Raw genomic sequence first — 20,356 nt, 5'->3', positions numbered from 1 at the left:
TTATTAAAAGAAAGGCACTTATTTACTGATTATATAATGTTCAATTAAGAGCATCAGCATAGTTGAAAGAAAGTCACTGAAAATGTGAACAAAAAATGAAAATTTATATAAGTATTCGTATTATAAATTACCTATATAAAATAAAGGAGGAAGTGCATTATAGAATGAGATAGACGTTAAATGTTATGAAAAGCGAATATATAGCGTTCCGTTTAATGGTAATAAATCACTTATTATTTCATTAATTGATTTATTATCTTTTAAATCATAGGAAAATGGGGTAAACAGAATATAAGCAATCCATATTTATGTCTGTTAAGCTATGTGTACAAAAACACAAAAGAGGAGCGGATGACATGTCTGAACATGTTTATAATTTAGTGAAACAGCACCATTCAGTAAGAAACTTTAAGAAAGAACGTATTTCAGAAGAACATATTAAACAACTTGTTGAAGCAGGGCAAAGCGCTTCAACGTCAAGTTACTTACAAACATATTCAATTATTGGTGTAGAAGATCCTGAAATTAAAGAAGAATTAAAAGAAGTTTCTGGTCAACCATACGTGGTAGAAAACGGTTATTTGTTTGTCTTTGTAATTGATTATTATAGACATTCTATTATAGATGAACATACAAAGGTTGATATGGCTACTTCATTTGAATCAGCTGAAGGGCTCCTAGTTGGTACTGTAGACGCGACATTAGTAGCACAAAATATTGCAGTAACTGCTGAAGATATGGGTTATGGCATCGTATACTTAGGATCATTAAGAAATGATATTGAACGAGTGAGAGAAATATTGAATTTACCTGATCACACTTTCCCATTATTTGGTATGGCATTAGGCATTCCTGAAGATGGGGAAAATGGTAGCCCGAAACCACGTTTACCATTTGAAAATGTCTTCCATAAAGATCGTTATAACCAAGACAAAGAAACGCAACAAGAAGCTCTTGATAAATATGATCAAGAAGTAAGTGATTACTATAAATCACGTACGAATGGTGAACGTAGTGAAACATGGTCAGAACAAATTGCACAATTTATGAGTTCGAAACAACGACTAGATATGTTGGATCATTTAAATAGTTCAGGCTTTATACGCAAGTAATACTAACTCAAACTATTTTAGTGTGAATTGAGAGAAGTATTAAATTTGCTCAATAATTATCTTGAGTGGAAAAAAGGAGTTGAAGAAGATGAGTATGTTTGAAAAGCTATTTCACAAGAAATCTAATGATGATGATAAGCAGAAAGATTCAAGCGATAGATACATTTACTCTTCTTCTAGTAAACTGACTCCGAACGAGGCTCAAGCGTATTGGGTCAAGATGGCACAAAAAATAGTTGTTGGAACAATTAAGTCAGTCGAACATACTGCTGAAAGGGTCTTTATTCTAATCTCTTTTGATGATAAAGCATCAACGATAGATATTTTCTTTCAAATGAATGGACAGTTAAGAATGTGGAATGATTTAGATAACGAAGATTACAAACGTACGATTTCACAAAATTTAATTACACAGGCACCCAATTTAGTTAAGCAAGTTAACTGTTTATATGACAGTGTAAATATGTCACGAATCGCGTATTCACAGATTCAATTTGAATTTGAAAGTAAGACTTGGTATTTACATGATATTACTGAGGATAGCGTTGAAGCACAGTTAGATAAAGAACCAGCATTTTTAAAGTGGTTCGATGATGTGGCTAGATCTGTAGAGTCATTGCCATTAGACAGTAAGGCAAAGGTGACGTGGGGGCCGTTTAAGCCAGAAGAATACTAACGTGAATATGACGTAGTTTAATCATTTTAAAGTAAATAATGTGCTCTATAAAAATTTAGACTGTTGAGGATATTGTCTCAGCAATCAAATTTTGATGGAGAACCATAAAAATAATATAGCGCACATCTCCTTATATAGATTGGAGGTGTGCTTTTTTTGTGAATGATGTCGTTACTGCCTCTCTATATTTACTGTATCAATGTTGAGGTTTAATCATTATCACGTTATCACGAAAGAATACTTATTAAATATAAAAAATATGCCACATTCTCATCCACCAATCATACTGCATGGTAGAGAAAATGTGACATGTATTATAAATAAACTTTATTTATTGCATTGAAATAAGATGTTTAATCATTTAGTTGCTTGCAGTTACTTCTGCATATTCGTTTGAATCATAGACATCTTTGTCTAAATGATTTGTTAATTTAGCTGTACCTGTACCTGCTAACATAGAATCATTAACGTTTAATGCAGTTCTTCCCATATCGATTAATGGTTCTACTGAGATGAGTACACCTGCTAATGCGACTGGCAAGTTCAATGTAGAAAGCACTAAGATTGATGCGAATGTTGCGCCACCGCCTACACCAGCTACACCAAATGAACTAATAACTACAACTCCGATAACAGTTAAGATAAATTGTAGATTGATTTCAACATGTGCTACAGGTGCGACCATAATTGCTAACATCGCTGGGTAAATACCAGCACAACCATTTTGTCCGATAGATAAACCAAATGATGCAGCGAAATTCGCAATACCATCAGGTACGCCTAATCTATTTTTCTGTGTCTGAACATTAATTGGCAAAGTACCTGCACTTGAACGAGAAGTAAATGCGAATAGTAATACTTCGCCCGTTTTTTTAATGAAGGTAATTGGGTTTAATCCTAATAATGAAATAATAATTAAATGTATGATATACATTGCGATTAATGCTACATAAGAAGCAATAACGAATTTTCCTAATGTCCAAATAGCTCCAAAGTCACTTGTAGCAATAGTTGAAGTCATAATTGCAAGAATACCATAAGGTGTTAAACGTAATACGAAAGTTACAATAGCCATAACTAAGTTGTAAAGTGCGTCAATACCACGTTTAAGGACGCTACCACTTTCTGGTTGCTTGCGCATTACACGTAAAAATGCAAAACCAACAAATGCAGCAAATATAACAACTGCAATCGTAGAAGTAGTACGTTGACCTGTGAAATCTAAGAATGGATTACTTGGAATTAATTGTAATATTTGTTGTGGTAACGTATTTGCTGTCATATCCTTAGCTTCTTTAGCAATTTCACTACCACGTGAACTTTCTGCATGACCTAAATCGATAGAAGAAGCATCCAAGTTGAATACCAATGCTGAAATGATACCAATAATAGATGCAATTGCTACTGTACCAATTAAGAAGATGAAAATATACATCCCAATTTTCGCGAATTTTTCACCAATCTTAATTTTAGTGAATGCTGAAACGATTGAAATGAAAATAAGTGGCATAACAATCATTTGTAATAATGCAATGTAGCCGTCTCCTACGATGCTAAACCAATCTGTTGTTTGCTTCGTAACGCTTGAGTCTATCCCATAAATTAAATGTAAAACAACGCCATATACAATCCCAATGCCTAAAGCAGTGAATACGCGTTTAGGAAATGATACATGTCGTCTTGTCATTGCATATAAAAGAATGAGAAAGGCCACAAAGATAATAATGTTAAGTATAGTTAATAACATATAAAAGGACCTGCACTTTCTATAAAAAATTTTGTTTTATAATCCGATACGCATACTAAGGATAGTAGCTAATGAAATATTATTCAAGTCTATTACTCAAAATAATTTATAAAATTGAAATGATTTTATTTTCTGACAATAATTGAATTGTATAAATGATAAATAATGATATGAGGCAGAGTGAGTAAGGAAGGTGAGTGTTACTTAATGATAAATGTACAATGCAAGAGTTTAAAATGTAGCATAGGACGAGGAATGAATGGGGTATAAATCAAAGGGAGTTAACAAAAAAATAGCGACTCTAATTGTTAGAGTCGCTCCGTTATAATCTAATCTTTGAATCTTATAAATTGAATAGTCTAGCGAAGAAACCTTTTCGTTCTTCTTTAGGTTCGCTATGCGTTGCTTGTGAAGTATATGTTTGAGTTGTCTCTTTATTATCATCTGAGATAGTTGCTTCTTTGTCAGTTTCCACAGAATGTTCTACTTTTTCATCGCGTGTAGCAGTAGAATCGTTAGTTGTTACTTGTTTGCTAGTATCGTTAGTACTGTCGGAAGTAGTTGTAGTCGCTGCTTTGTTAGCGTCATCTTTATCATCAGATTTAGTTGTTGTTGTGTCAGCAGGTTTGCTAACTTGAGTGATCTCATCTTTCTCAGTCTTTGCTTGTGCTGAGTTGTTCGAATTAGCAATCAATTTATCGACAGCTTTATCATCTTGTTGTGCGCTAGTCTCTGTTGTTTGTTTACTAGGTTCAGTACGTTGTTCAGTCGAACTTTCAGTATAGTTACTTTCTGAATCGCTTGTAGTTGTACTTTGATTAGCGGGTATTTGCTTTGATTCAACGTTAGACTGAGCAATCGTTTGTTGTTCGATTTGAGCTTCTTGAATCGCACTTTGTGTTGTCTTGATTTCATCCGTAGATGTTTGGATTGCCTTTAATGATTCGGTATTATTGTTTAATTGAGTAGTGATTTGATTTTGCATTTCATGTAATTCACGTTGTTGTTGGTGTACTTGATTGATCATTTGACCTAACATTTGTCGTTCGTCACGCATTTTTTGAATTTCATTACGCAAATCTTCGACTAAATGTGAAACATTTTGATCGGTTGGTAGATTGCTACCTTCGTCCTTTACAAGTACTTGTAAGAAGTCTTTCTCTTTTTCTAACTCATCAAATGCTAAATCATAACTATTTGTTTGTTTAACTTTATCTGCAATATCTTGGAAAAGTTCGATATCTTCTTCTTGGAAATCAGTTGCTTCACGGCCTCGGTATTCAGTTTTACTAAGTTGGTAACCGCGTTCTTCTAAATGTTGAACGATCTTGCGGACTTGTTTTTCACTTAGTTCCACACGTTGTGCAAATTCTTTGGTTAACATAGAAATAAGTCCTTTCATAATTAATTATTAGTATATGTATACTGACGTTTGTCTCCGGTTAGTGAAACGTCAGTCTTACCTCTACGTCATTTTAACCTGTTTAACCAGTGATTTCAAGTGCCTATCACAATCGCTTGCGCAGATCCATCTCTTCTAATAACGGGTAAATTATACTTCTAGAGATTTTATTGGCAAATACATATTTAAGAATATAGTTGGATTTGATACTGGGTCCATAGATATCTTTGGTAAGTTCGATGTTTGATTTAATAAATAAATCCATTGGTACACCATCGGCATAACCATATATACTTGGAGCTAAATAATCGATGTCAGTTTGTTTCTCAAAACCATGTTCAAATAAGAATTCTCGTCTGTTTTCTAAAATTTGAATATCCTTTTCTTCGACTTCAGCAGGTTCCCTTTCTACTTCAAGCATAATGAAATTAACATCATGTGCGTGTAATTGATTTGATAGTTTATTGATTTCAAGTTCGACTTGATCCAAAGTTTGTGTAATGAGTTCACTATGGTTAGACTGATTGACGGCTATAAGATAGATTAAAAATGCTGAGTTAGTTGTCGCTTCATAATGGGCGGTAGCGAGACTGACTGGTTGACCGTCTTCTAAACCTACGATGAATAAATAATCATCTTTAGTATGGACATTCTCTAATGATTGCTTGAAGATTTGTTTGTCTTCTGATAAACCAATATCAAACCTTTCATCATATATTTTCAATGCGGCTTCAAATAAAGGGTCATCAATAGATGTAACAGTCTTAAACTCCATGGGTACACCTCCAAAATTATTGCGTTTATTATAACATAGATGATGAGTTTGTAATAAATTGTAGATAAATAGCCAATATAAATGAAAGAACATTTTAGGTGCCATAATTATTGCGGAAATGAAAGCACCAACCCACAGTACATATCACAAGGGTTGGTGCTTTCATTGAAATATTAATTTGTTAAGGTGTGCGTAAGTAATTACGACTTAGGGCCATGCGTTTCTTCGGCGTAATGTGTTACGCCTGGTTTAGGCTTTGGGTCGTAAGCGGCATTATAATCCTCCACCTCTTCGTGTGTAGAAGTATCTTTCTTCGCTACTACTACATACTTACCATCTAGGATTGCGTCTTTATAGCGTGTCTTTTCTTCATCTGAAATATGATAATAAGATAAGACAATTTCTTCACCGTCTTCACCAGTTAACAGCTTAGCCATCTTATCACTGAACGTACCGCTCGTTGATGTTAGATTCACCTCTGAATCGTGTAACTCATCAATGTGAAGTTTGGATTTGCTTAATACAGAAAGTTCTGAAGCTTTATATCCTTCACTTAGCTTTTGTTCAATTGCGTTTAAAATTTCTTCCTTGCTTTGTACAACTGTGAAATCTGACATTTAAAGTCCCTCCATCCGATGTTGTGTGATTAGTAATATTTACCCACATACAAAATTAATAAAACGAATATACTATTATTATATAACTACGTGATAGTACTGACAATTACTATTTAGGTGAATTATGAAACGCTTTCACATACTGTTGTAGTTTTAATAGGATAATTATATAAAAACGATTACATAAAATGACATATTGAAAATAATCGTGAAATTTGCTATTATCAGTTAATAATTTATCTAACTCATATAATCTAAAGGATACGGCTTTAGAAGTTTCTACCATGTCGCCATGAACGATGTGACTATGAGTAACCTATACAATACACGAGACTAAAATTCATATTGTTTTATGCCTTTGCGGTTGCTAAAGCTAAAATAATAATGACATTACGATTAATACGACCTTACATTTTTATGAAAAGGGAAATGGATGTAAGGAACCAAGTTAGCGCGTAATCGTTATAAGATGGAGAATGGCTTCTTTTGGTATTGCACGTTCACTCATAGATCCTGAAACTAAGTTAGTTTAGGATTTTTTTTGTATACAAAATGAGGAGGTTTTTTGAGTGGATTTGTTAAAACAGAAGGTTGCAGATGACGGCGTAGTCATTGATGAAAAAATCCTTAAAGTAGATGGGTTTTTAAATCATCAAATTGACGCTAAGTTAATGCATAGTGTGGGGCAGACCTTTTACGAACAATTCAAAGAAGAAGGTATCACAAAAATTTTAACGATTGAAGCATCTGGTATAGCACCAGCAATTATGGCAGCTTTACATTTTGATGTACCTTGTCTATTTGCTAAAAAAGCAAAGCCAAGTACATTGACTCAAGATGTTTACCAAGCTTCAATTCATTCATTTACTAAAAACACTACAAGCACGGTCATTGTGTCTAATGAGTTTTTAAATGAAGATGATCGAGTGCTAATCATTGATGATTTCTTAGCAAATGGTGATGCATCACTAGGGCTAAATGAGATTGTTGAACAAGCGCAAGCTAAGACAGTTGGTGTTGGTATTGTCATTGAAAAGAGTTTCCAACCAGGTAGAGAACGTTTAGAACAAGCAGGATTAACGGTATCGTCATTATGTAAAGTTGCGTCATTAAAGGGTAACGAAGTGACATTCGTAGGTGACGAGGCATGAAGACATTTATCTTAAGTCTTCAACATTTATTAGCGATGTATGCTGGTGCGATATTAGTTCCGATTATCGTGGGTACGAGTTTGGATTTTACACCAGAACAAATCGCATTTCTAGTCACAGTAGACATCTTTATGTGTGGATTAGCAACATTCTTACAAGTGTGGAAAGGTACAGGGACAGGCTTACCGATTGTATTAGGTTGTACTTTCACCGCAGTGGCACCAATGATCCTAATCGGACAAACGAAAGGTATTGGCGATTTATATGGCTCATTATTCCTGTCAGGGATATTAGTAGTCATTATTGCTCCGTTTTTCTCTTATTTAGTTAAATTCTTCCCACCAGTAGTAACGGGCAGTGTAGTAACGATTATTGGTATTAATTTAATGCCAGTTGCTATGAACTATTTAGCAGGTGGAGAAGGTGCTAAAAATTATGGAGATGCTAAAAACATCATCTTAGGAGTGACGACATTAATCGTTATACTTGTCGTACAAAGATTGACGACAGGATTTATGAAATCCATCGCCATATTAATTGGTTTGATTGTTGGGACAGTACTCGCATCATTCTTTGGTGTCGTAGATGTGAAACAAGTGGGTGATGCGCATTGGTTTGCATTGCCACAACCCTTTAGATTTTCGACATTTAGTTTTGATTTTGGTGCGACATTAGTATTCTTTATCGTCGCACTAGTCAGTTTAATTGAATCTACTGGTGTATATCACGCTTTGAGTGAAATCACTGGTAAGCAGTTAGAACGTAAAGATTTTAGAAAGGGTTATACAGCAGAAGGTATTGCAATTATTTTAGGCTCTATCTTCAATGCATTTCCTTATACGGCTTATTCACAAAACGTCGGACTCGTATCTTTATCAGGGGCGAAGAAGAATAATGTGATTTATGGCATGGTCATTATGTTGCTTGTTTGTGGATGTATTCCCAAAATAGGCGCAATGGCTAATATGATTCCACTTCCAGTATTAGGCGGTGCGATGATAGCTATGTTTGGCATGGTCATGGCATATGGTGTTAGTATATTAGGTAATATTAATTTTAAGAATCAAAATAATTTATTGATTATTGCTGTATCAGTTGGACTAGGAACGGGTATAAGTGCAGTACCACAAGCATTTAAAGCACTAGGTGATAACTTCGCTTGGTTAACCCAGAATGGTATTGTACTTGGAGCAGTTTCGGCGATTGTTTTGAATTTCTTTTTTAATGGCATAAAGTATCAACAAAAGTCAGAAGTTATGGAATAATGTAACTATAAAACAAATATTAGGAGGCTGTACGAGTATGTGGGAAAATAAATTTGAAAAAGAATCACTAACATTTGATGATGTGTTATTGTTACCAGCGGAATCTGATGTGTTACCAAAAGAGGTAGATTTAAGTGTGCAATTATCAGAAGGTGTAAAATTAAATATACCCGTATTATCTGCAGGTATGGATACGGTAACTGAATCAAAAATGGCTATAGCAATGGCGCGTCAAGGTGGTTTAGGCGTTATTCATAAAAATATGAATATCGAAGATCAAGCAGACGAAGTACAAAAAGTTAAGCGTTCTGAAAATGGTGTCATCACTAATCCATTTTATTTAACTCCTGAGGAAAGTGTTTATGAAGCGGAGGCATTGATGGGTAAATATCGCATCTCTGGTGTACCTATCGTTAATAATACAACGGATAGACAATTCGTAGGTATTATCACAAATCGTGACTTACGCTTTATCGAAGATTTTTCAATTAAAATTTCTGACGTAATGACTAAAGAAGATTTAGTAACTGCGCCAGTTGGTACGACATTGGACGAAGCAGAAGAGTTACTACAACAACACAAAATTGAAAAGTTACCATTAGTTGAAAATGGACGCCTAGAAGGTTTAATTACAATTAAAGATATCGAGAAAGTACTCGAGTTCCCTAACTCAGCTAAAGATGCTCACGGTAGACTCTTAGTTGCAGCAGCAATTGGTATTGCGAAAGATACAGATATCCGTGCACAGAAATTAGTAGAGGCAGGCGTTGACGCACTTGTTATCGATACTGCACATGGTCACTCTAAAGGCGTATTAAACCAAGTAAAACACATTAAAGAAAAATTCCCACAAGTTACATTAATAGCAGGTAACGTAGCGACTGCAGCAGGAACTAAAGCGTTATACGAAGCTGGTGCAGACGTGGTTAAAGTTGGTATTGGTCCTGGATCAATCTGTACAACACGTGTTGTTGCTGGTGTTGGTGTACCTCAAATTACAGCAATCTATGATTGTGCTACAGAAGCACGTAAACATGGTAAAGCGATTATCGCAGATGGTGGAATTAAATTCTCAGGTGATATTATTAAAGCATTAGCTGCAGGTGGACACGCTGTTATGCTAGGAAGCTTATTGGCTGGTACAGAAGAAAGCCCAGGAGAAACAGAAATTTTCCAAGGTAGACAATATAAAGTATATCGTGGCATGGGCTCATTAGGTGCCATGGAAAGTGGTTCAAATGACCGTTACTTCCAAGAAGACAAAACACCTAAAAAATTCGTTCCAGAAGGCATCGAAGGCCGTATTGCATATAAAGGACCTTTACAAGATACAGTTTATCAATTAATGGGTGGCGTAAGATCTGGTATGGGCTATACTGGTTCAGCAAACTTAGAATCATTAAGAGAAGAAGCTCAATTTACACGCATGGGACCTGCTGGTTTAGCAGAAAGTCATCCACATGACGTTCAAATTACAAAAGAATCACCAAATTATTCATTCTAAGTTAAAGGAGATTTAAAGTTATGGAAATGGCGAAAGAGCAAGAATTGATACTTGTTTTAGACTTTGGTAGCCAATACAACCAATTGATTACACGACGTATTCGTGAAATGGGTGTATACAGTGAGTTACACGATCATGAAATTAGTATTGAAGAAATAAAACGTTTAAATCCTAAAGGTATTATCCTTTCTGGTGGACCAAATTCAGTATATGAAGAAAATTCATTTACAATCGATCCTGAAATTTATAATTTAGGTGTACCTATTTTAGGTATTTGTTATGGTATGCAGCTAACTACTAAATTACTAGGTGGTAAAGTTGAGCGTGCCAATGAACGTGAATATGGTAAAGCTGTAATTAATGCTAAGACAGACGAGTTATTCTTTGGTTTACCTGAAGAGCAAAACGTTTGGATGAGTCATTCGGATAAAGTAATCGAAATTCCTGAAGGATTCGAAGTGATCGCTGATAGCCCTAGCACAAATTATGCTGCTATCGAAGATAAATCACGTCGCATTTACGGCGTACAATTCCACCCTGAAGTACGTCATACAGAATACGGTAATGATTTATTACGTAACTTTGTGCGTCGCGTTTGTGATTGTACTGGTGAATGGTCAATGGAAAACTTTATTGAAATTGAAATTGAAAAGATTCGTGCCCAAGTAGGAGACCGTAAAGTACTTTGTGCAATGAGCGGTGGCGTGGATTCATCAGTAGTTGCAGTATTATTACACAAAGCAATTGGTGATCAATTGACATGTATCTTCGTTGACCACGGTTTATTACGTAAGGGCGAAGGCGACATGGTTATGGAACAATTCGGTGAAGGTTTCAACATGAATATTATTCGTGTAAATGCACAAGATCGTTTCATGAGCAAATTGCAAGGTGTTTCTGATCCAGAACAAAAACGTAAAATCATCGGTAATGAATTTGTCTACGTCTTTGATGATGAAGCATCTAAATTACAAGGTGTTGATTTCTTAGCGCAAGGTACATTATACACAGATGTAATTGAATCAGGAACTAAGACTGCACAAACAATTAAATCTCACCACAATGTTGGTGGATTACCAGAAGATATGGAATTCCAATTAATCGAGCCAATCAACACATTGTTTAAAGACGAAGTGCGTGAATTAGGTATTGAATTAGGTATTCCAGAACATTTAGTTTGGAGACAACCGTTCCCAGGTCCAGGTTTAGGTATCCGTGTACTTGGAGAAATTACTGAGGATAAACTAGAAATCGTCCGTGAATCAGATGCGATTTTACGACAAGTCATTCGTGAGGAAGGTCTTGAACGTGACATTTGGCAATACTTTACAGTATTACCGGGTATCCAATCAGTAGGTGTAATGGGAGACTACCGTACGTATGACCACACAGTGGGTATTCGTGCCGTAACTTCTATTGATGGTATGACAAGTGATTTTGCGCGTATCGATTGGGAAGTCTTACAAAAGATTTCAAGCAGAATCGTAAACGAAGTAGACCACGTAAACCGAGTAGTCTATGATATTACTTCTAAGCCACCAAGCACAATCGAGTGGGAATAATAGATAAGCATTTAAAAAGAGTTAGAAATGTTGCTGTTATGCACTTTCTAGCTCTTTTTATTTTGCCTTGAATACGTTTTGAATACGTTCAGTCTAAAAATTGATGTAATCAATAAATGAGTTAAGTTAAGTTTAGTAATGTACAATTTCACTTTATAAGTTGGGGTTAAAATTAAAGTATTTAAATCATCTGCAATTGGGTCAGTCTCCTATGTCAGTAATTATATGAACTTTTAATTTTAGCGAAAGTATCACGAAAAAAAAACATCTACTCTTTTAATGTGAAAATGTTCACAAAATATTAATATTCACAATCTAAATCATATTGAATTGAATAAATTTGCTTTGGTAAAATTTTGTTGTAGAAATAATATAAGGAGGATGTATTTATGAAAGGAAAAAATAAATTATCCCTTATTCAAATTGTGTATGTTGCACTTGTGGGTGGGGTATTATCTGGCATCGTTAAGTTTGGTTGGGAAGTTATGTTTCCACCAAGAACACCAGAACGTAATGCTACAAATCCACCACAGGAATTGTTGCAACATTTTGGTTTCAGTTCTGATTTTACACATTCAACATATCAATTCTCTGAGCAATCAATGCCTTGGGTGAGTTTTATTATACATTTTAGTTTTGCTATTGCATTTGCGCTCATTTATGCGATACTCGTGAATTATTCTACAAAGGTGGCAATGGGTTATGGTGCTGTATTTGGTATCATAGTTTGGATTGCATTTCATTTGATTATTATGCCTTTGATGGGTGTGGTGCCTAATGCATTACAACAGCCTTTGCATGAACACTTATCTGAGTTATTCGGCCATATCGTTTGGATGATGGTTATTGAATTTGTGAGAAGATATTTTGTTTATAAAAATAAGGCTTTTATTGAAAAATAATCATATTAAATATCGCTAACTAAAAAACGTCAATTTCTGTTGTAATAGAAATTGACGTTTTTTGCGAAAGTATATAGTTATATATAATTGAAGATAGATATTTAGGCTAGTGTGTCAACATATCTTTAAAGTGACTAGATAGTTTTTCTAATGAAGTTGGGTTTGAATATGTTGCTTCATCCTTTGAATAATAATAAACATGTTTGTTTTTATATGCTTCTTGATTTTTCCATAGTTCAGATTTTGTGAAATCATTGCTTTCAGCTTTGCCAGAATCAGTTGGAATCAAGACGTAATCAGCTGCATATTTATTGTATTGTTCATAAGGAATTTTTTTAAAGCCATTTTTAGCTAAGCCATCTTTGGCACCTTTCGGGAAAGGAAACTTATATTCTTGGTAGATAATCGGTGTACCTCTACCGAAATTTTCACCGAAAATGGATAGTTGTTTTGGCTGAATTTCCATAACTGTAAATGTTTTGTTTTTACCAATTTTTTGTTTGATATCTTGTCCATCTTGCTGTAACTGATTTTCTAAATCTTTAATTTGATCTTTCGCTTTTTGTTCTTTGTTTAAAATCTTACCAATTGCTAAGTGCATTTCTTTATAAGAGTAATCGGTGTATTTGATAGGAATGGTCGGAGCTATCTTTTTATATTTCTTGATTTTAGTATTAACGTCATAAGTTAAAATTAAATCCGGTTTGAGTTTTGCGACACTTTCTACATCTTCTGAACCAACACGTTTAGACCCTTTTTCATTAACATACTTTGATTTGGGAAAATCTGCATCGATGCCAACGGGTGTTACACCTAGATCTTTGAAGTTTCCGCCATTTGAAGTTAATACGACGACACGCTTTGGATTTTTAGGAATCTTAACCTTTTCTCCCGATTTTGTTTCAAAGGTTTTTGTGTCCTTTGAGGATGTTGACTTGTCTTGGCTGCATCCAGTGAGTACGAGTAATACAGCTATAAATAAGAAGATGTACTTCTTCATATAATCATTCCTTTTATTCTATATTTTTCTTAACATCAATTATGAATTAATTGGGAATCATTATCAATTTGAATTTTAAAAATACTATTAATTTTTCTATTGTATTGTAATAAAAAAGAGACCACATTTGTTGTAGTCTCTGAAAAGTGTAAATTATTTTTCATTAATAATACCGTCTTTGTCTCGATCACGACTTGCATCGTAACCAGGCATTCCTGAAGTAATCTCACCTGGTTTAGGCGTATCGACACCAGAATTATTATTTGAATTATTGTTTGAATTGTTATTCGATGAATTAACATTTGGTGTGCTAGGTATATCATTTTTTTCTGGAGCATCGACATCAACATCTGCATCTGGATCAGCGTATGCAGCATTAGATTCATTGGTTGATGATGATTGTGAGTTAGCTTTTTGTGTATTAGATTGGTTTGAAGCATTATTATGAGATGATGACGTTTTGTCTGTATCATTATCATTTTCGTTGGTACTTTCATCACTTGCTTCTGTATTTTCTGTACTTTCGCTTTCCATCGTATTTGCATCTTGCTGATCATCGTCATTTTTCTTATCTTTGTGCTTTTTATCTTTATCAACTTTGTGTGTTTTCTTATCTTCGGTATCTGAATCATTATTTTGGGTTTTATCAATAATCATTGCACAACCGCTAAACAATACGATGATTAAAATGATTAACCCAAAGCAACCTAAACATCCAAGACAGCCAAAGATTCCTGCCTTTTTTTCGTCCATGAAATATCCTCCGCTATTCAATTTTTTGATAATATCTATGTATTTTGTCTACTTAAATAATAATATCTAAATTGCGCAAAATATAATAACTGATTTAAGTTATTATTAGATGAATATTGATAACTTATTCTTATACTTAATTATTTTGTTGAAAAGTATGTTTTATATGTTTTTGTGGTTGAATAAGAAAAATATATTTTTGCATTGTTTTCTAATTTATATTTCGGGAATTTAATAATTAATGAATTCAAGGAGGTTTTGATATGAAGTTGAAGTATATATCTGGAATTGTTTTAACGAGTGTATTATTAGTAGCTTGTGGTAACAGTGATGAAAGCAAAGAGGATAAGGACGAAGCAACAGGGGGCAATAAAGGAACGAGTGACAAAGTTATTACTATTAACAAGGTAAAGACCAACCCTACAGATGCCATTAAAAAGGCGCAGCAAACTTATACTAATCAAGACTTAAAAGGTATATCATTTGAAAAAAGTAATGGCAAGTGGAGTTATAAGGTGGAACAACAAGGGCAAAATGAAGAATCTGAAGTGGTGATCGCCGATAGTAATGGTAAAGTGCTTCATAAAGAAAGCGAAAAAGAGAATGATATTGATAAACGAGAAGCATTTCATTATGATGATGTAATAGATTATAAAAAAGCTATTAAAAAAGGACAAAAGGAATTTGATGGTGAGATTAGAGAATGGTCTCTCGCTAAAGATGATGGACAGCTCGTTTATGATATGGATTTAAGTAAAGATCAAGAAACACATGAAATTACAGTAGATGCTAAAAATGGTAAAGTATTACAAAACGAAACAGATAATTAAGTCTTTCAAATAATAATAAACTGTATATAACAAGGCTTTATGCATTGAATTATTAATTTCTAACGATAAGTGTCACTTTAAAAATTATATCGTTTAATGCAATATAATAAACCTACTGATTAAAATTTAAAATTTATTATCCGAAAAAGGTGTACAAATGGAACTACTATCTTTATAATAGTAATTAAGTAATTTAGTTCGTGAAATTGATTTGTAGTTTTATTCTTTTGAATTTACTCCTTTTGATTTTTTAAGACAGATTACGAATATTCGTGCAAAAGCACATGGAGGAATTTAATATGAATAACGGTACAGTTAAATGGTTTAACGCAGAAAAAGGTTTTGGTTTTATCGAAGTTGAAGGTGGAAACGACGTATTCGTACACTTCTCAGCTATCGCTCAAGAAGGCTACAAATCATTAGAAGAAGGACAAGCTGTTGAATTCGAAATCGTTGATGGCGACCGCGGTCCTCAAGCAGCTAACGTTGTTAAATTATAATAACGGATAAAAAAGACGAGCATTGCTCGTCTTTTTTTTGTACTTTTTTAAGTTTGAAGTTCAGTAAATGAATCAGCACTGGCTGTATATTTTTGGTTTCTCACGGTAACTAAGTAAATACTTAGTATGCTTGCTAGAATTCCAACAAGTAATACATAATTTGAACCTAACGTACTGATAAACACACCTCCAATAAATGTACCAACTGTTGTGCCAAGGTTAACTGCGGATAGGAAAATGCCATTTGATAAATCTGGTGCGTCAGGTGCTGCGCTAGTGACAATATATTGTGTTATGTTAGAGGATATGCCTGCAACAATCCCCCATATTAATGTCAATATGAACATTGGAATGAGTAGAGAACCAAATACAAACATTGCGCTATAAATAATAATTAAGGTAAAGGGTAGGCCAAATATAGCTTTCTGTGGAATGGTAGTTAATAATTTTCCACTTAATATATTACCAATTATATTTGCTGCACCATATATAAAGAGTGCGATAGATGCGATGTAATGTGTTGCGCCTGTTACGTTATTTAAGAAATCTGTGAGATAGCTATAAACACCAAATATCCCAGCATTAAATAACAATGAAACGATGATGGAAATCCAAGTTAACGGTCGCCTTAACATTTGTAATTGACTACCGTAAGATGCAGTTTTGTTGTTGGCCATTTTTGGAATAAAGTTTAAAGTCATAATCAAGACTATAATGTTGATGACTGCAAAGAAGGACATTGCGATTGCTAATGAAAATTGAGATGCCAAGAAATTGACGATAGGTACGCCGATTACCATACCAGCAGAGACGCCTATAAATACACGTGACACAGCTTTTGGAGCATCTTTCCTTTCAACAGAATCGGCAGCTACAGAAAATGCTAAGGCTATATAAACCGGATGGAATATGGCCGGAATAATTCTGGCAATCAGTAGTATGGTGAAACTTGTAGTAAATATAGAGATCACATTACTGACAACAAAAATAGCTAGGACAAGTAGCATAATACTTTTACGTTCTAATTTTGACATTACTAATGGCATGATAGGACCGGAAATAGCGATGCCAATTGCGAATGCTGATACAAGCCATCCCGCAGTAGAGGTTGATACATTAAATTGTGTTCCAATATTGGGGATCAGTCCAATAAAACCCATTTCAGTATTTAAAATACCAAAGACACCTAAAGTCAGAATGAAGATAATTAGTCTATTATTGTTCAATATTGTCACTCCTAAAATAATTGTTATCAGTAGTGTAATGTGTATAATGAGTTATAACAATTACTTAATAACTATGTCTAGATATGCTTAATTAACATAACAGGAGGTTCAAAATGGATTTAAGAACTTTATTCTATTTCGTTACAGTAGCAAAGGAAGAAAGTATTACTAGAGCTGCAAACTCATTGCATATAACGCAACCTACACTCTCTAGACAGATTAAAGATTTAGAGGAAGAATTGGGCGTTAAGTTATTTACCAGAAGTAACCATCATATTCATATAACTGAAGCAGGTGTGTTATTGAAGCAACGTGCTCAAGAGTTGTTGGATATGTCGCAAAAGTTGCAAGACGAGTTTAAATATATCGATAAACAAATTGAAGGTAATGTTTATGTTGGGTGTGGTGAAACGATTGGAATACAAATTATTGCTGAGATATTTAAAGAGATTCAACAGGAATACCCTAATGTGTATTTTCATATTTATAGTGGGAATGCAGAAGACATTGAGTATCGTTTAGATAGGGGATTGTTAGACTTTGGTATCTTAATTCAACCTGCGAATTTAAATAAGTATGAGGCATTGAATTTACCTTCTTCGGATAGGTGGGGACTAATTACGCAAAGGAATAGTAAATTTGCGCACTATAAACAAATTGAAAGAAAAGTACTTAGTAATGAACCACTTATTTGTTCGAGACAGGCGATTGACCAAACGATACCTAATAATGAGTTTTTAGATTGGCTTGGTGACAGTTACGATGAAGCGAATGTTGTAGCAACGTTCAACTTGGCATTCAATGCTGGTTTGATGGTCAAGGCAAACATTGGTCATGCAATTTCATTGGAAAATTTAATCGATACATCCGAGGAGAATGATCTTTGCTTTATTCCATTATATCCAGTGTTAGAGGCTAAACATAATATTGTATGGCGTAAGGATCATACCTTTTCCAAAGCGGCGCAATTGTTCTTAGATAGAGCGACTGCTGTTTGTAAAGATAATTAAATATTAATATAAAAAACACCCTTACGTGCCCGTAATAGCGTAAGGGTGCTAGTATTATGACGCAATGTTATCTTTTTTGAGTACGAATCATTAAAGTTAAAACAAAACCAATAATCAACAATACTGTAGTGAATGCAAAGGCTGCATCTACACCGAGTACTGTTGCATGTTGCATGATTTCAGTCTTGGATTGTTGTGTAGCATGGTTGGCATAATTTGTTCTAACGATAGCCATAATTGTAATCATTATCGCAGTACCAATAGCGCCAGCGATAATTCTTAATGAATTCATGATAGCAGTACCGTGTGAAATATTTTTAGTATCTAAAGCATTAATGCCGATTGTATTTAAAGGCATAATAATCAATGCTACTGCGAACATTCTTACGGCATAAATGACTACCACATACCAATATGGTGTATCTACAGTTAAGAAACAATGTAAGATAGTCATAATAATTAATAAAATAAAACCAGGTATAGCAAGTACTTTCAAACCATATTTATCAAATATCTTGCCGGTGTATACTGACATAAATGCATTTACGACAGCACCAGGTAAGATAACTAGTCCAGATAATATAGCTGATAAGCCTAAACCAGTTTGAATATACATTGGTATTAATAAAGCGGGTCCCACAATTCCGATAAATAATACCATTGACGAGAATGCAGATAATGAAAATGTTCGATTAGCAAACACGCGCATATTCAATAAAGGATTGTCGATACGAATTTGTCTAGATACAAATACACCGACAATAATTATACCGAGAATTAACGAAATGATGACAATCGGAGAAGAAAATCCAAGGTTACCGGCACTACTAAATGCATAGAGCATTAAACCAAACCCAAATGTTGAATAAACAACTGAAGTTTTATCTAATTTCGTTAATTTAGTTTCATTATTACTTTCGACAAAAATAGCACCAATGATAAATGCAATCAAAGCGATTGTAGCGACTACAAGGAATGGCGCTCTCCAACTAAATGAATCAATTAAAAATCCTGTTAAAGTTGGTCCGATTGCTGGTGCGGATTGGGCTACGATACCAGTGAGCCCCATTGCGAATCCACGTTTTTCAGCTGGGAATAACGTGAAGACGGTAAACTGCATCAGTGGTAATAGTATACCTGCACCTATAGCTTGGATAACACGTGCAAACATGAGTAACCCAAACGATGGTGATAATGCAGCAATAATAGATCCAATCAAGAAAGCACTCATAGAGAATATATAGAGTGGTCTAGTATGGAATCGGTCCATTAGAAATGCTGTTAACGGAATCATAATCCCATTAACTAACATAAATCCCGTAATAAGCCATTGAGCAGTTGTTTCAGTTATTTTTAAACCTGTAATAATTGCAGGTAAAGCTGTGTTCAGTAGTGTTTGGTTAAGCATTGCTACAAATGCACTACTCAGCATAACTAAAATAATCGTATTTCTCTTTTTACTCGATAAAGCAATCTCCGACATTACAAATACATCTCCTTTTATAACATCCCAACAATAAATAGTAACGAATTTAAGTTAGCAAAGCAAACCATTTGTTTATAAAATCTAAATTCATTTGAATATATTCTTTTTAAAAATATAAACAAATTAAGCGTAATAGTGATGAAAACAGGGGATATAGTAATCGAAGTACAGTAGTTATATTGTATAGAGCGTAGATAAGGAGTAAGGAACATGAGAACAATAGAAGTGATGCCTTATGATGTTGCTTGGAAAGAAGCATTTAGTAGGGAGCAGGTGCAATTAGCAAAGTTGTTTAACAATGAAGTCGTTGATATATATCATATTGGTAGTACATCCGTACCCAATTTATACGCAAAACCCATCATTGATATATTGGTTGTAGTTAATAATATTAAAGCGGTAGATCATTATAACCAAGGGATGTTTGAATTGGGATACGCTGCAAAAGGTGAAAATGGTATTAAAAACCGTAGATTCTTTATAAAGGGTGGAGACCAAAGAACGCATCATGTCCATGTATTTCCTAAATCCGAACGGGCGCAAATTGAACGACATTTGGCTGTAAGAGACTATTTATTGGCGCATGACAATATGGCTGAACATTATGGTGAATTAAAGCGAAAATTGGCGAAGTCATTCAGATTTGATAGCGAAGGTTATTGTCAAAGTAAAGATGCGTATATGAAACGCTTAGAATCTATGGCGTTACAGTGGTATAACAACAAGCACCAGTAGCTACTTGTAAAAGCGAGATTTACAGGTCGACTACTGGTGCTTTAATTGATTTCAGGATATTAATTATGAAGTTATTTGAAGTAGGGAGATGTCTAAATATTGC

General features: G+C 34.2%; 19 protein-coding genes and 1 riboswitch. Of the genes, 11 read left to right on the top strand and 8 right to left on the bottom strand.

Features of this window, described 5'->3' with window-relative positions:
• Positions 1 to 356: 356 nt before the first annotated feature.
• Entirely contained in the window at positions 357 to 1,112 is a 756-nt protein-coding gene (gene nfsA, locus JN168_RS12685) for an oxygen-insensitive NADPH nitroreductase (protein ID WP_107589720.1), read from the top strand.
• Between the two features lie 88 nt (positions 1,113 to 1,200).
• Entirely contained in the window at positions 1,201 to 1,788 is a 588-nt protein-coding gene (locus JN168_RS12680; protein WP_042737600.1) for a hypothetical protein, read from the top strand.
• A 361-nt stretch (positions 1,789 to 2,149) separates the two neighbouring features.
• Here the strand turns inward: JN168_RS12680 and JN168_RS12675 are convergent, their stop codons facing one another.
• The 4 genes from JN168_RS12675 to JN168_RS12660 all read right to left on the bottom strand — a co-directional run bounded on the left by JN168_RS12675 (position 2,150) and on the right by JN168_RS12660 (position 6,329).
• The gene (locus tag JN168_RS12675; protein WP_042737599.1) at positions 2,150 to 3,535 is read right to left on the bottom strand and encodes an L-cystine transporter; all 1,386 of its coding nucleotides are present in this window, start codon (positions 3,533 to 3,535) and stop codon (positions 2,150 to 2,152) included.
• A 343-nt stretch (positions 3,536 to 3,878) separates the two neighbouring features.
• Positions 3,879 to 4,919 (bottom strand): hypothetical protein, encoded by a 1,041-nt coding sequence (locus JN168_RS12670; protein ID WP_042737598.1) that lies wholly within the window; start codon positions 4,917 to 4,919, stop codon positions 3,879 to 3,881.
• Positions 4,920 to 5,043: 124 nt separating this feature from the next.
• On the bottom strand, positions 5,044 to 5,712 hold the full coding sequence (locus JN168_RS12665) for a hypothetical protein (protein ID WP_042737597.1): 669 nt from the start codon (positions 5,710 to 5,712) through the stop codon (positions 5,044 to 5,046).
• Between the two features lie 200 nt (positions 5,713 to 5,912).
• Positions 5,913 to 6,329 carry a general stress protein gene (locus JN168_RS12660; RefSeq protein ID WP_042737596.1) on the bottom strand — a complete coding sequence of 139 codons (417 nt, stop codon included), beginning with the start codon at positions 6,327 to 6,329 and terminating at the stop codon, positions 5,913 to 5,915.
• Positions 6,330 to 6,554: 225 nt separating this feature from the next.
• Positions 6,555 to 6,657: riboswitch (purine riboswitch) on the top strand.
• A gap of 241 nt (positions 6,658 to 6,898) precedes the next feature.
• Here JN168_RS12660 and xpt point away from each other — a divergent pair.
• The 5 genes from xpt (at position 6,899) to JN168_RS12635 (ending at position 12,713) form a co-directional block, all read left to right on the top strand.
• Positions 6,899 to 7,480 carry a xanthine phosphoribosyltransferase gene (gene xpt / locus JN168_RS12655; RefSeq protein ID WP_042737595.1) on the top strand — a complete coding sequence of 194 codons (582 nt, stop codon included), beginning with the start codon at positions 6,899 to 6,901 and terminating at the stop codon, positions 7,478 to 7,480.
• Positions 7,477 to 8,745 carry a xanthine permease PbuX gene (gene pbuX, locus JN168_RS12650; protein WP_042737594.1) on the top strand — a complete coding sequence of 423 codons (1,269 nt, stop codon included), beginning with the start codon at positions 7,477 to 7,479 and terminating at the stop codon, positions 8,743 to 8,745. Before xpt ends, pbuX begins: the two co-directional genes overlap by 4 nt.
• Positions 8,746 to 8,782: 37 nt before the next feature.
• Positions 8,783 to 10,249, top strand: a complete 1,467-nt coding sequence (guaB, locus tag JN168_RS12645) for an IMP dehydrogenase (RefSeq protein ID WP_042737593.1) — start codon at positions 8,783 to 8,785, stop codon at positions 10,247 to 10,249.
• Positions 10,250 to 10,269: 20 nt separating this feature from the next.
• The gene (gene guaA / locus JN168_RS12640) at positions 10,270 to 11,811 is read left to right on the top strand and encodes a glutamine-hydrolyzing GMP synthase (protein WP_042737592.1); all 1,542 of its coding nucleotides are present in this window, start codon (positions 10,270 to 10,272) and stop codon (positions 11,809 to 11,811) included.
• 389 nt (positions 11,812 to 12,200) lie between these two features.
• On the top strand, positions 12,201 to 12,713 hold the full coding sequence (locus tag JN168_RS12635; RefSeq protein ID WP_232155327.1) for a YagU family protein: 513 nt from the start codon (positions 12,201 to 12,203) through the stop codon (positions 12,711 to 12,713).
• Between the two features lie 106 nt (positions 12,714 to 12,819).
• Here JN168_RS12635 and JN168_RS12630 read toward each other — a convergent pair whose 3' ends face one another.
• Entirely contained in the window at positions 12,820 to 13,713 is an 894-nt protein-coding gene (locus tag JN168_RS12630; RefSeq protein ID WP_042737590.1) for an ABC transporter substrate-binding protein, read from the bottom strand.
• Between the two features lie 153 nt (positions 13,714 to 13,866).
• Positions 13,867 to 14,466, bottom strand: coding sequence for a hypothetical protein (locus JN168_RS12625; RefSeq protein ID WP_042737589.1), 600 nt, complete (start codon positions 14,464 to 14,466; stop codon positions 13,867 to 13,869).
• A 263-nt stretch (positions 14,467 to 14,729) separates the two neighbouring features.
• On the opposite strand from JN168_RS12625, the gene JN168_RS12620 reads away from it, so the two are divergent.
• Together JN168_RS12620 and cspD are read left to right on the top strand one after the other, a co-directional pair.
• Positions 14,730 to 15,296: a PepSY domain-containing protein gene (locus tag JN168_RS12620; RefSeq protein WP_279525939.1), complete on the top strand. Its 567-nt coding sequence runs from the start codon at positions 14,730 to 14,732 to the stop codon at positions 15,294 to 15,296.
• A 299-nt stretch (positions 15,297 to 15,595) separates the two neighbouring features.
• Positions 15,596 to 15,796, top strand: a complete 201-nt coding sequence (cspD, locus tag JN168_RS12615; protein ID WP_042737587.1) for a cold-shock protein CspD — start codon at positions 15,596 to 15,598, stop codon at positions 15,794 to 15,796.
• 47 nt (positions 15,797 to 15,843) lie between these two features.
• On the opposite strand, the gene JN168_RS12610 is transcribed toward cspD, so the two are convergent.
• Entirely contained in the window at positions 15,844 to 17,022 is a 1,179-nt protein-coding gene (locus JN168_RS12610; protein WP_042737586.1) for an MFS transporter, read from the bottom strand.
• A 113-nt stretch (positions 17,023 to 17,135) separates the two neighbouring features.
• On the opposite strand from JN168_RS12610, the gene JN168_RS12605 reads away from it, so the two are divergent.
• Positions 17,136 to 18,032, top strand: a complete 897-nt coding sequence (locus JN168_RS12605; RefSeq protein ID WP_042737585.1) for a LysR family transcriptional regulator — start codon at positions 17,136 to 17,138, stop codon at positions 18,030 to 18,032.
• A gap of 67 nt (positions 18,033 to 18,099) precedes the next feature.
• On the opposite strand, the gene JN168_RS12600 is transcribed toward JN168_RS12605, so the two are convergent.
• On the bottom strand, positions 18,100 to 19,515 hold the full coding sequence (locus tag JN168_RS12600; protein WP_042737584.1) for an MDR family MFS transporter: 1,416 nt from the start codon (positions 19,513 to 19,515) through the stop codon (positions 18,100 to 18,102).
• Between the two features lie 213 nt (positions 19,516 to 19,728).
• Between JN168_RS12600 and JN168_RS12595 the strand changes: the two genes are divergently transcribed.
• Positions 19,729 to 20,253 carry a GrpB family protein gene (locus JN168_RS12595; protein WP_042737583.1) on the top strand — a complete coding sequence of 175 codons (525 nt, stop codon included), beginning with the start codon at positions 19,729 to 19,731 and terminating at the stop codon, positions 20,251 to 20,253.
• Positions 20,254 to 20,356: the final 103 nt, after the last annotated feature.

Source organism: Staphylococcus gallinarum (assembly GCF_029774255.1).
GTDB classification, from domain to species: domain Bacteria; phylum Bacillota; class Bacilli; order Staphylococcales; family Staphylococcaceae; genus Staphylococcus; species Staphylococcus gallinarum.
Note: the sequence above shows the minus strand (reverse complement) of the source record. Positions and strands in the feature narration are given on the sequence as shown.

Excerpts from the sequence above, each read along its gene's own strand:
- JN168_RS12670 (WP_042737598.1), bottom strand. The coding sequence starts at position 4,919 with ATGTTAACCAAAGAATTTGCACAACGTGTGGAACTAAGTGAAAAACAA.
- JN168_RS12675 (WP_042737599.1), bottom strand. The coding sequence starts at position 3,535 with ATGTTATTAACTATACTTAACATTATTATCTTTGTGGCCTTTCTCATT.
- JN168_RS12595 (WP_042737583.1), top strand. The coding sequence starts at position 19,729 with ATGAGAACAATAGAAGTGATGCCTTATGATGTTGCTTGGAAAGAAGCA.
- pbuX (WP_042737594.1), top strand. The coding sequence starts at position 7,477 with ATGAAGACATTTATCTTAAGTCTTCAACATTTATTAGCGATGTATGCT.
- cspD (WP_042737587.1), top strand. The coding sequence starts at position 15,596 with ATGAATAACGGTACAGTTAAATGGTTTAACGCAGAAAAAGGTTTTGGT.
- guaA (WP_042737592.1), top strand. The coding sequence starts at position 10,270 with ATGGAAATGGCGAAAGAGCAAGAATTGATACTTGTTTTAGACTTTGGT.
- JN168_RS12660 (WP_042737596.1), bottom strand. The coding sequence starts at position 6,329 with ATGTCAGATTTCACAGTTGTACAAAGCAAGGAAGAAATTTTAAACGCA.
- JN168_RS12625 (WP_042737589.1), bottom strand. The coding sequence starts at position 14,466 with ATGGACGAAAAAAAGGCAGGAATCTTTGGCTGTCTTGGATGTTTAGGT.
- JN168_RS12665 (WP_042737597.1), bottom strand. The coding sequence starts at position 5,712 with ATGGAGTTTAAGACTGTTACATCTATTGATGACCCTTTATTTGAAGCC.
- JN168_RS12680 (WP_042737600.1), top strand. The coding sequence starts at position 1,201 with ATGAGTATGTTTGAAAAGCTATTTCACAAGAAATCTAATGATGATGAT.
- JN168_RS12635 (WP_232155327.1), top strand. The coding sequence starts at position 12,201 with ATGAAAGGAAAAAATAAATTATCCCTTATTCAAATTGTGTATGTTGCA.
- JN168_RS12605 (WP_042737585.1), top strand. The coding sequence starts at position 17,136 with ATGGATTTAAGAACTTTATTCTATTTCGTTACAGTAGCAAAGGAAGAA.
- guaB (WP_042737593.1), top strand. The coding sequence starts at position 8,783 with ATGTGGGAAAATAAATTTGAAAAAGAATCACTAACATTTGATGATGTG.
- JN168_RS12620 (WP_279525939.1), top strand. The coding sequence starts at position 14,730 with ATGAAGTTGAAGTATATATCTGGAATTGTTTTAACGAGTGTATTATTA.
- nfsA (WP_107589720.1), top strand. The coding sequence starts at position 357 with ATGTCTGAACATGTTTATAATTTAGTGAAACAGCACCATTCAGTAAGA.
- JN168_RS12630 (WP_042737590.1), bottom strand. The coding sequence starts at position 13,713 with ATGAAGAAGTACATCTTCTTATTTATAGCTGTATTACTCGTACTCACT.
- JN168_RS12600 (WP_042737584.1), bottom strand. The coding sequence starts at position 19,515 with ATGTCGGAGATTGCTTTATCGAGTAAAAAGAGAAATACGATTATTTTA.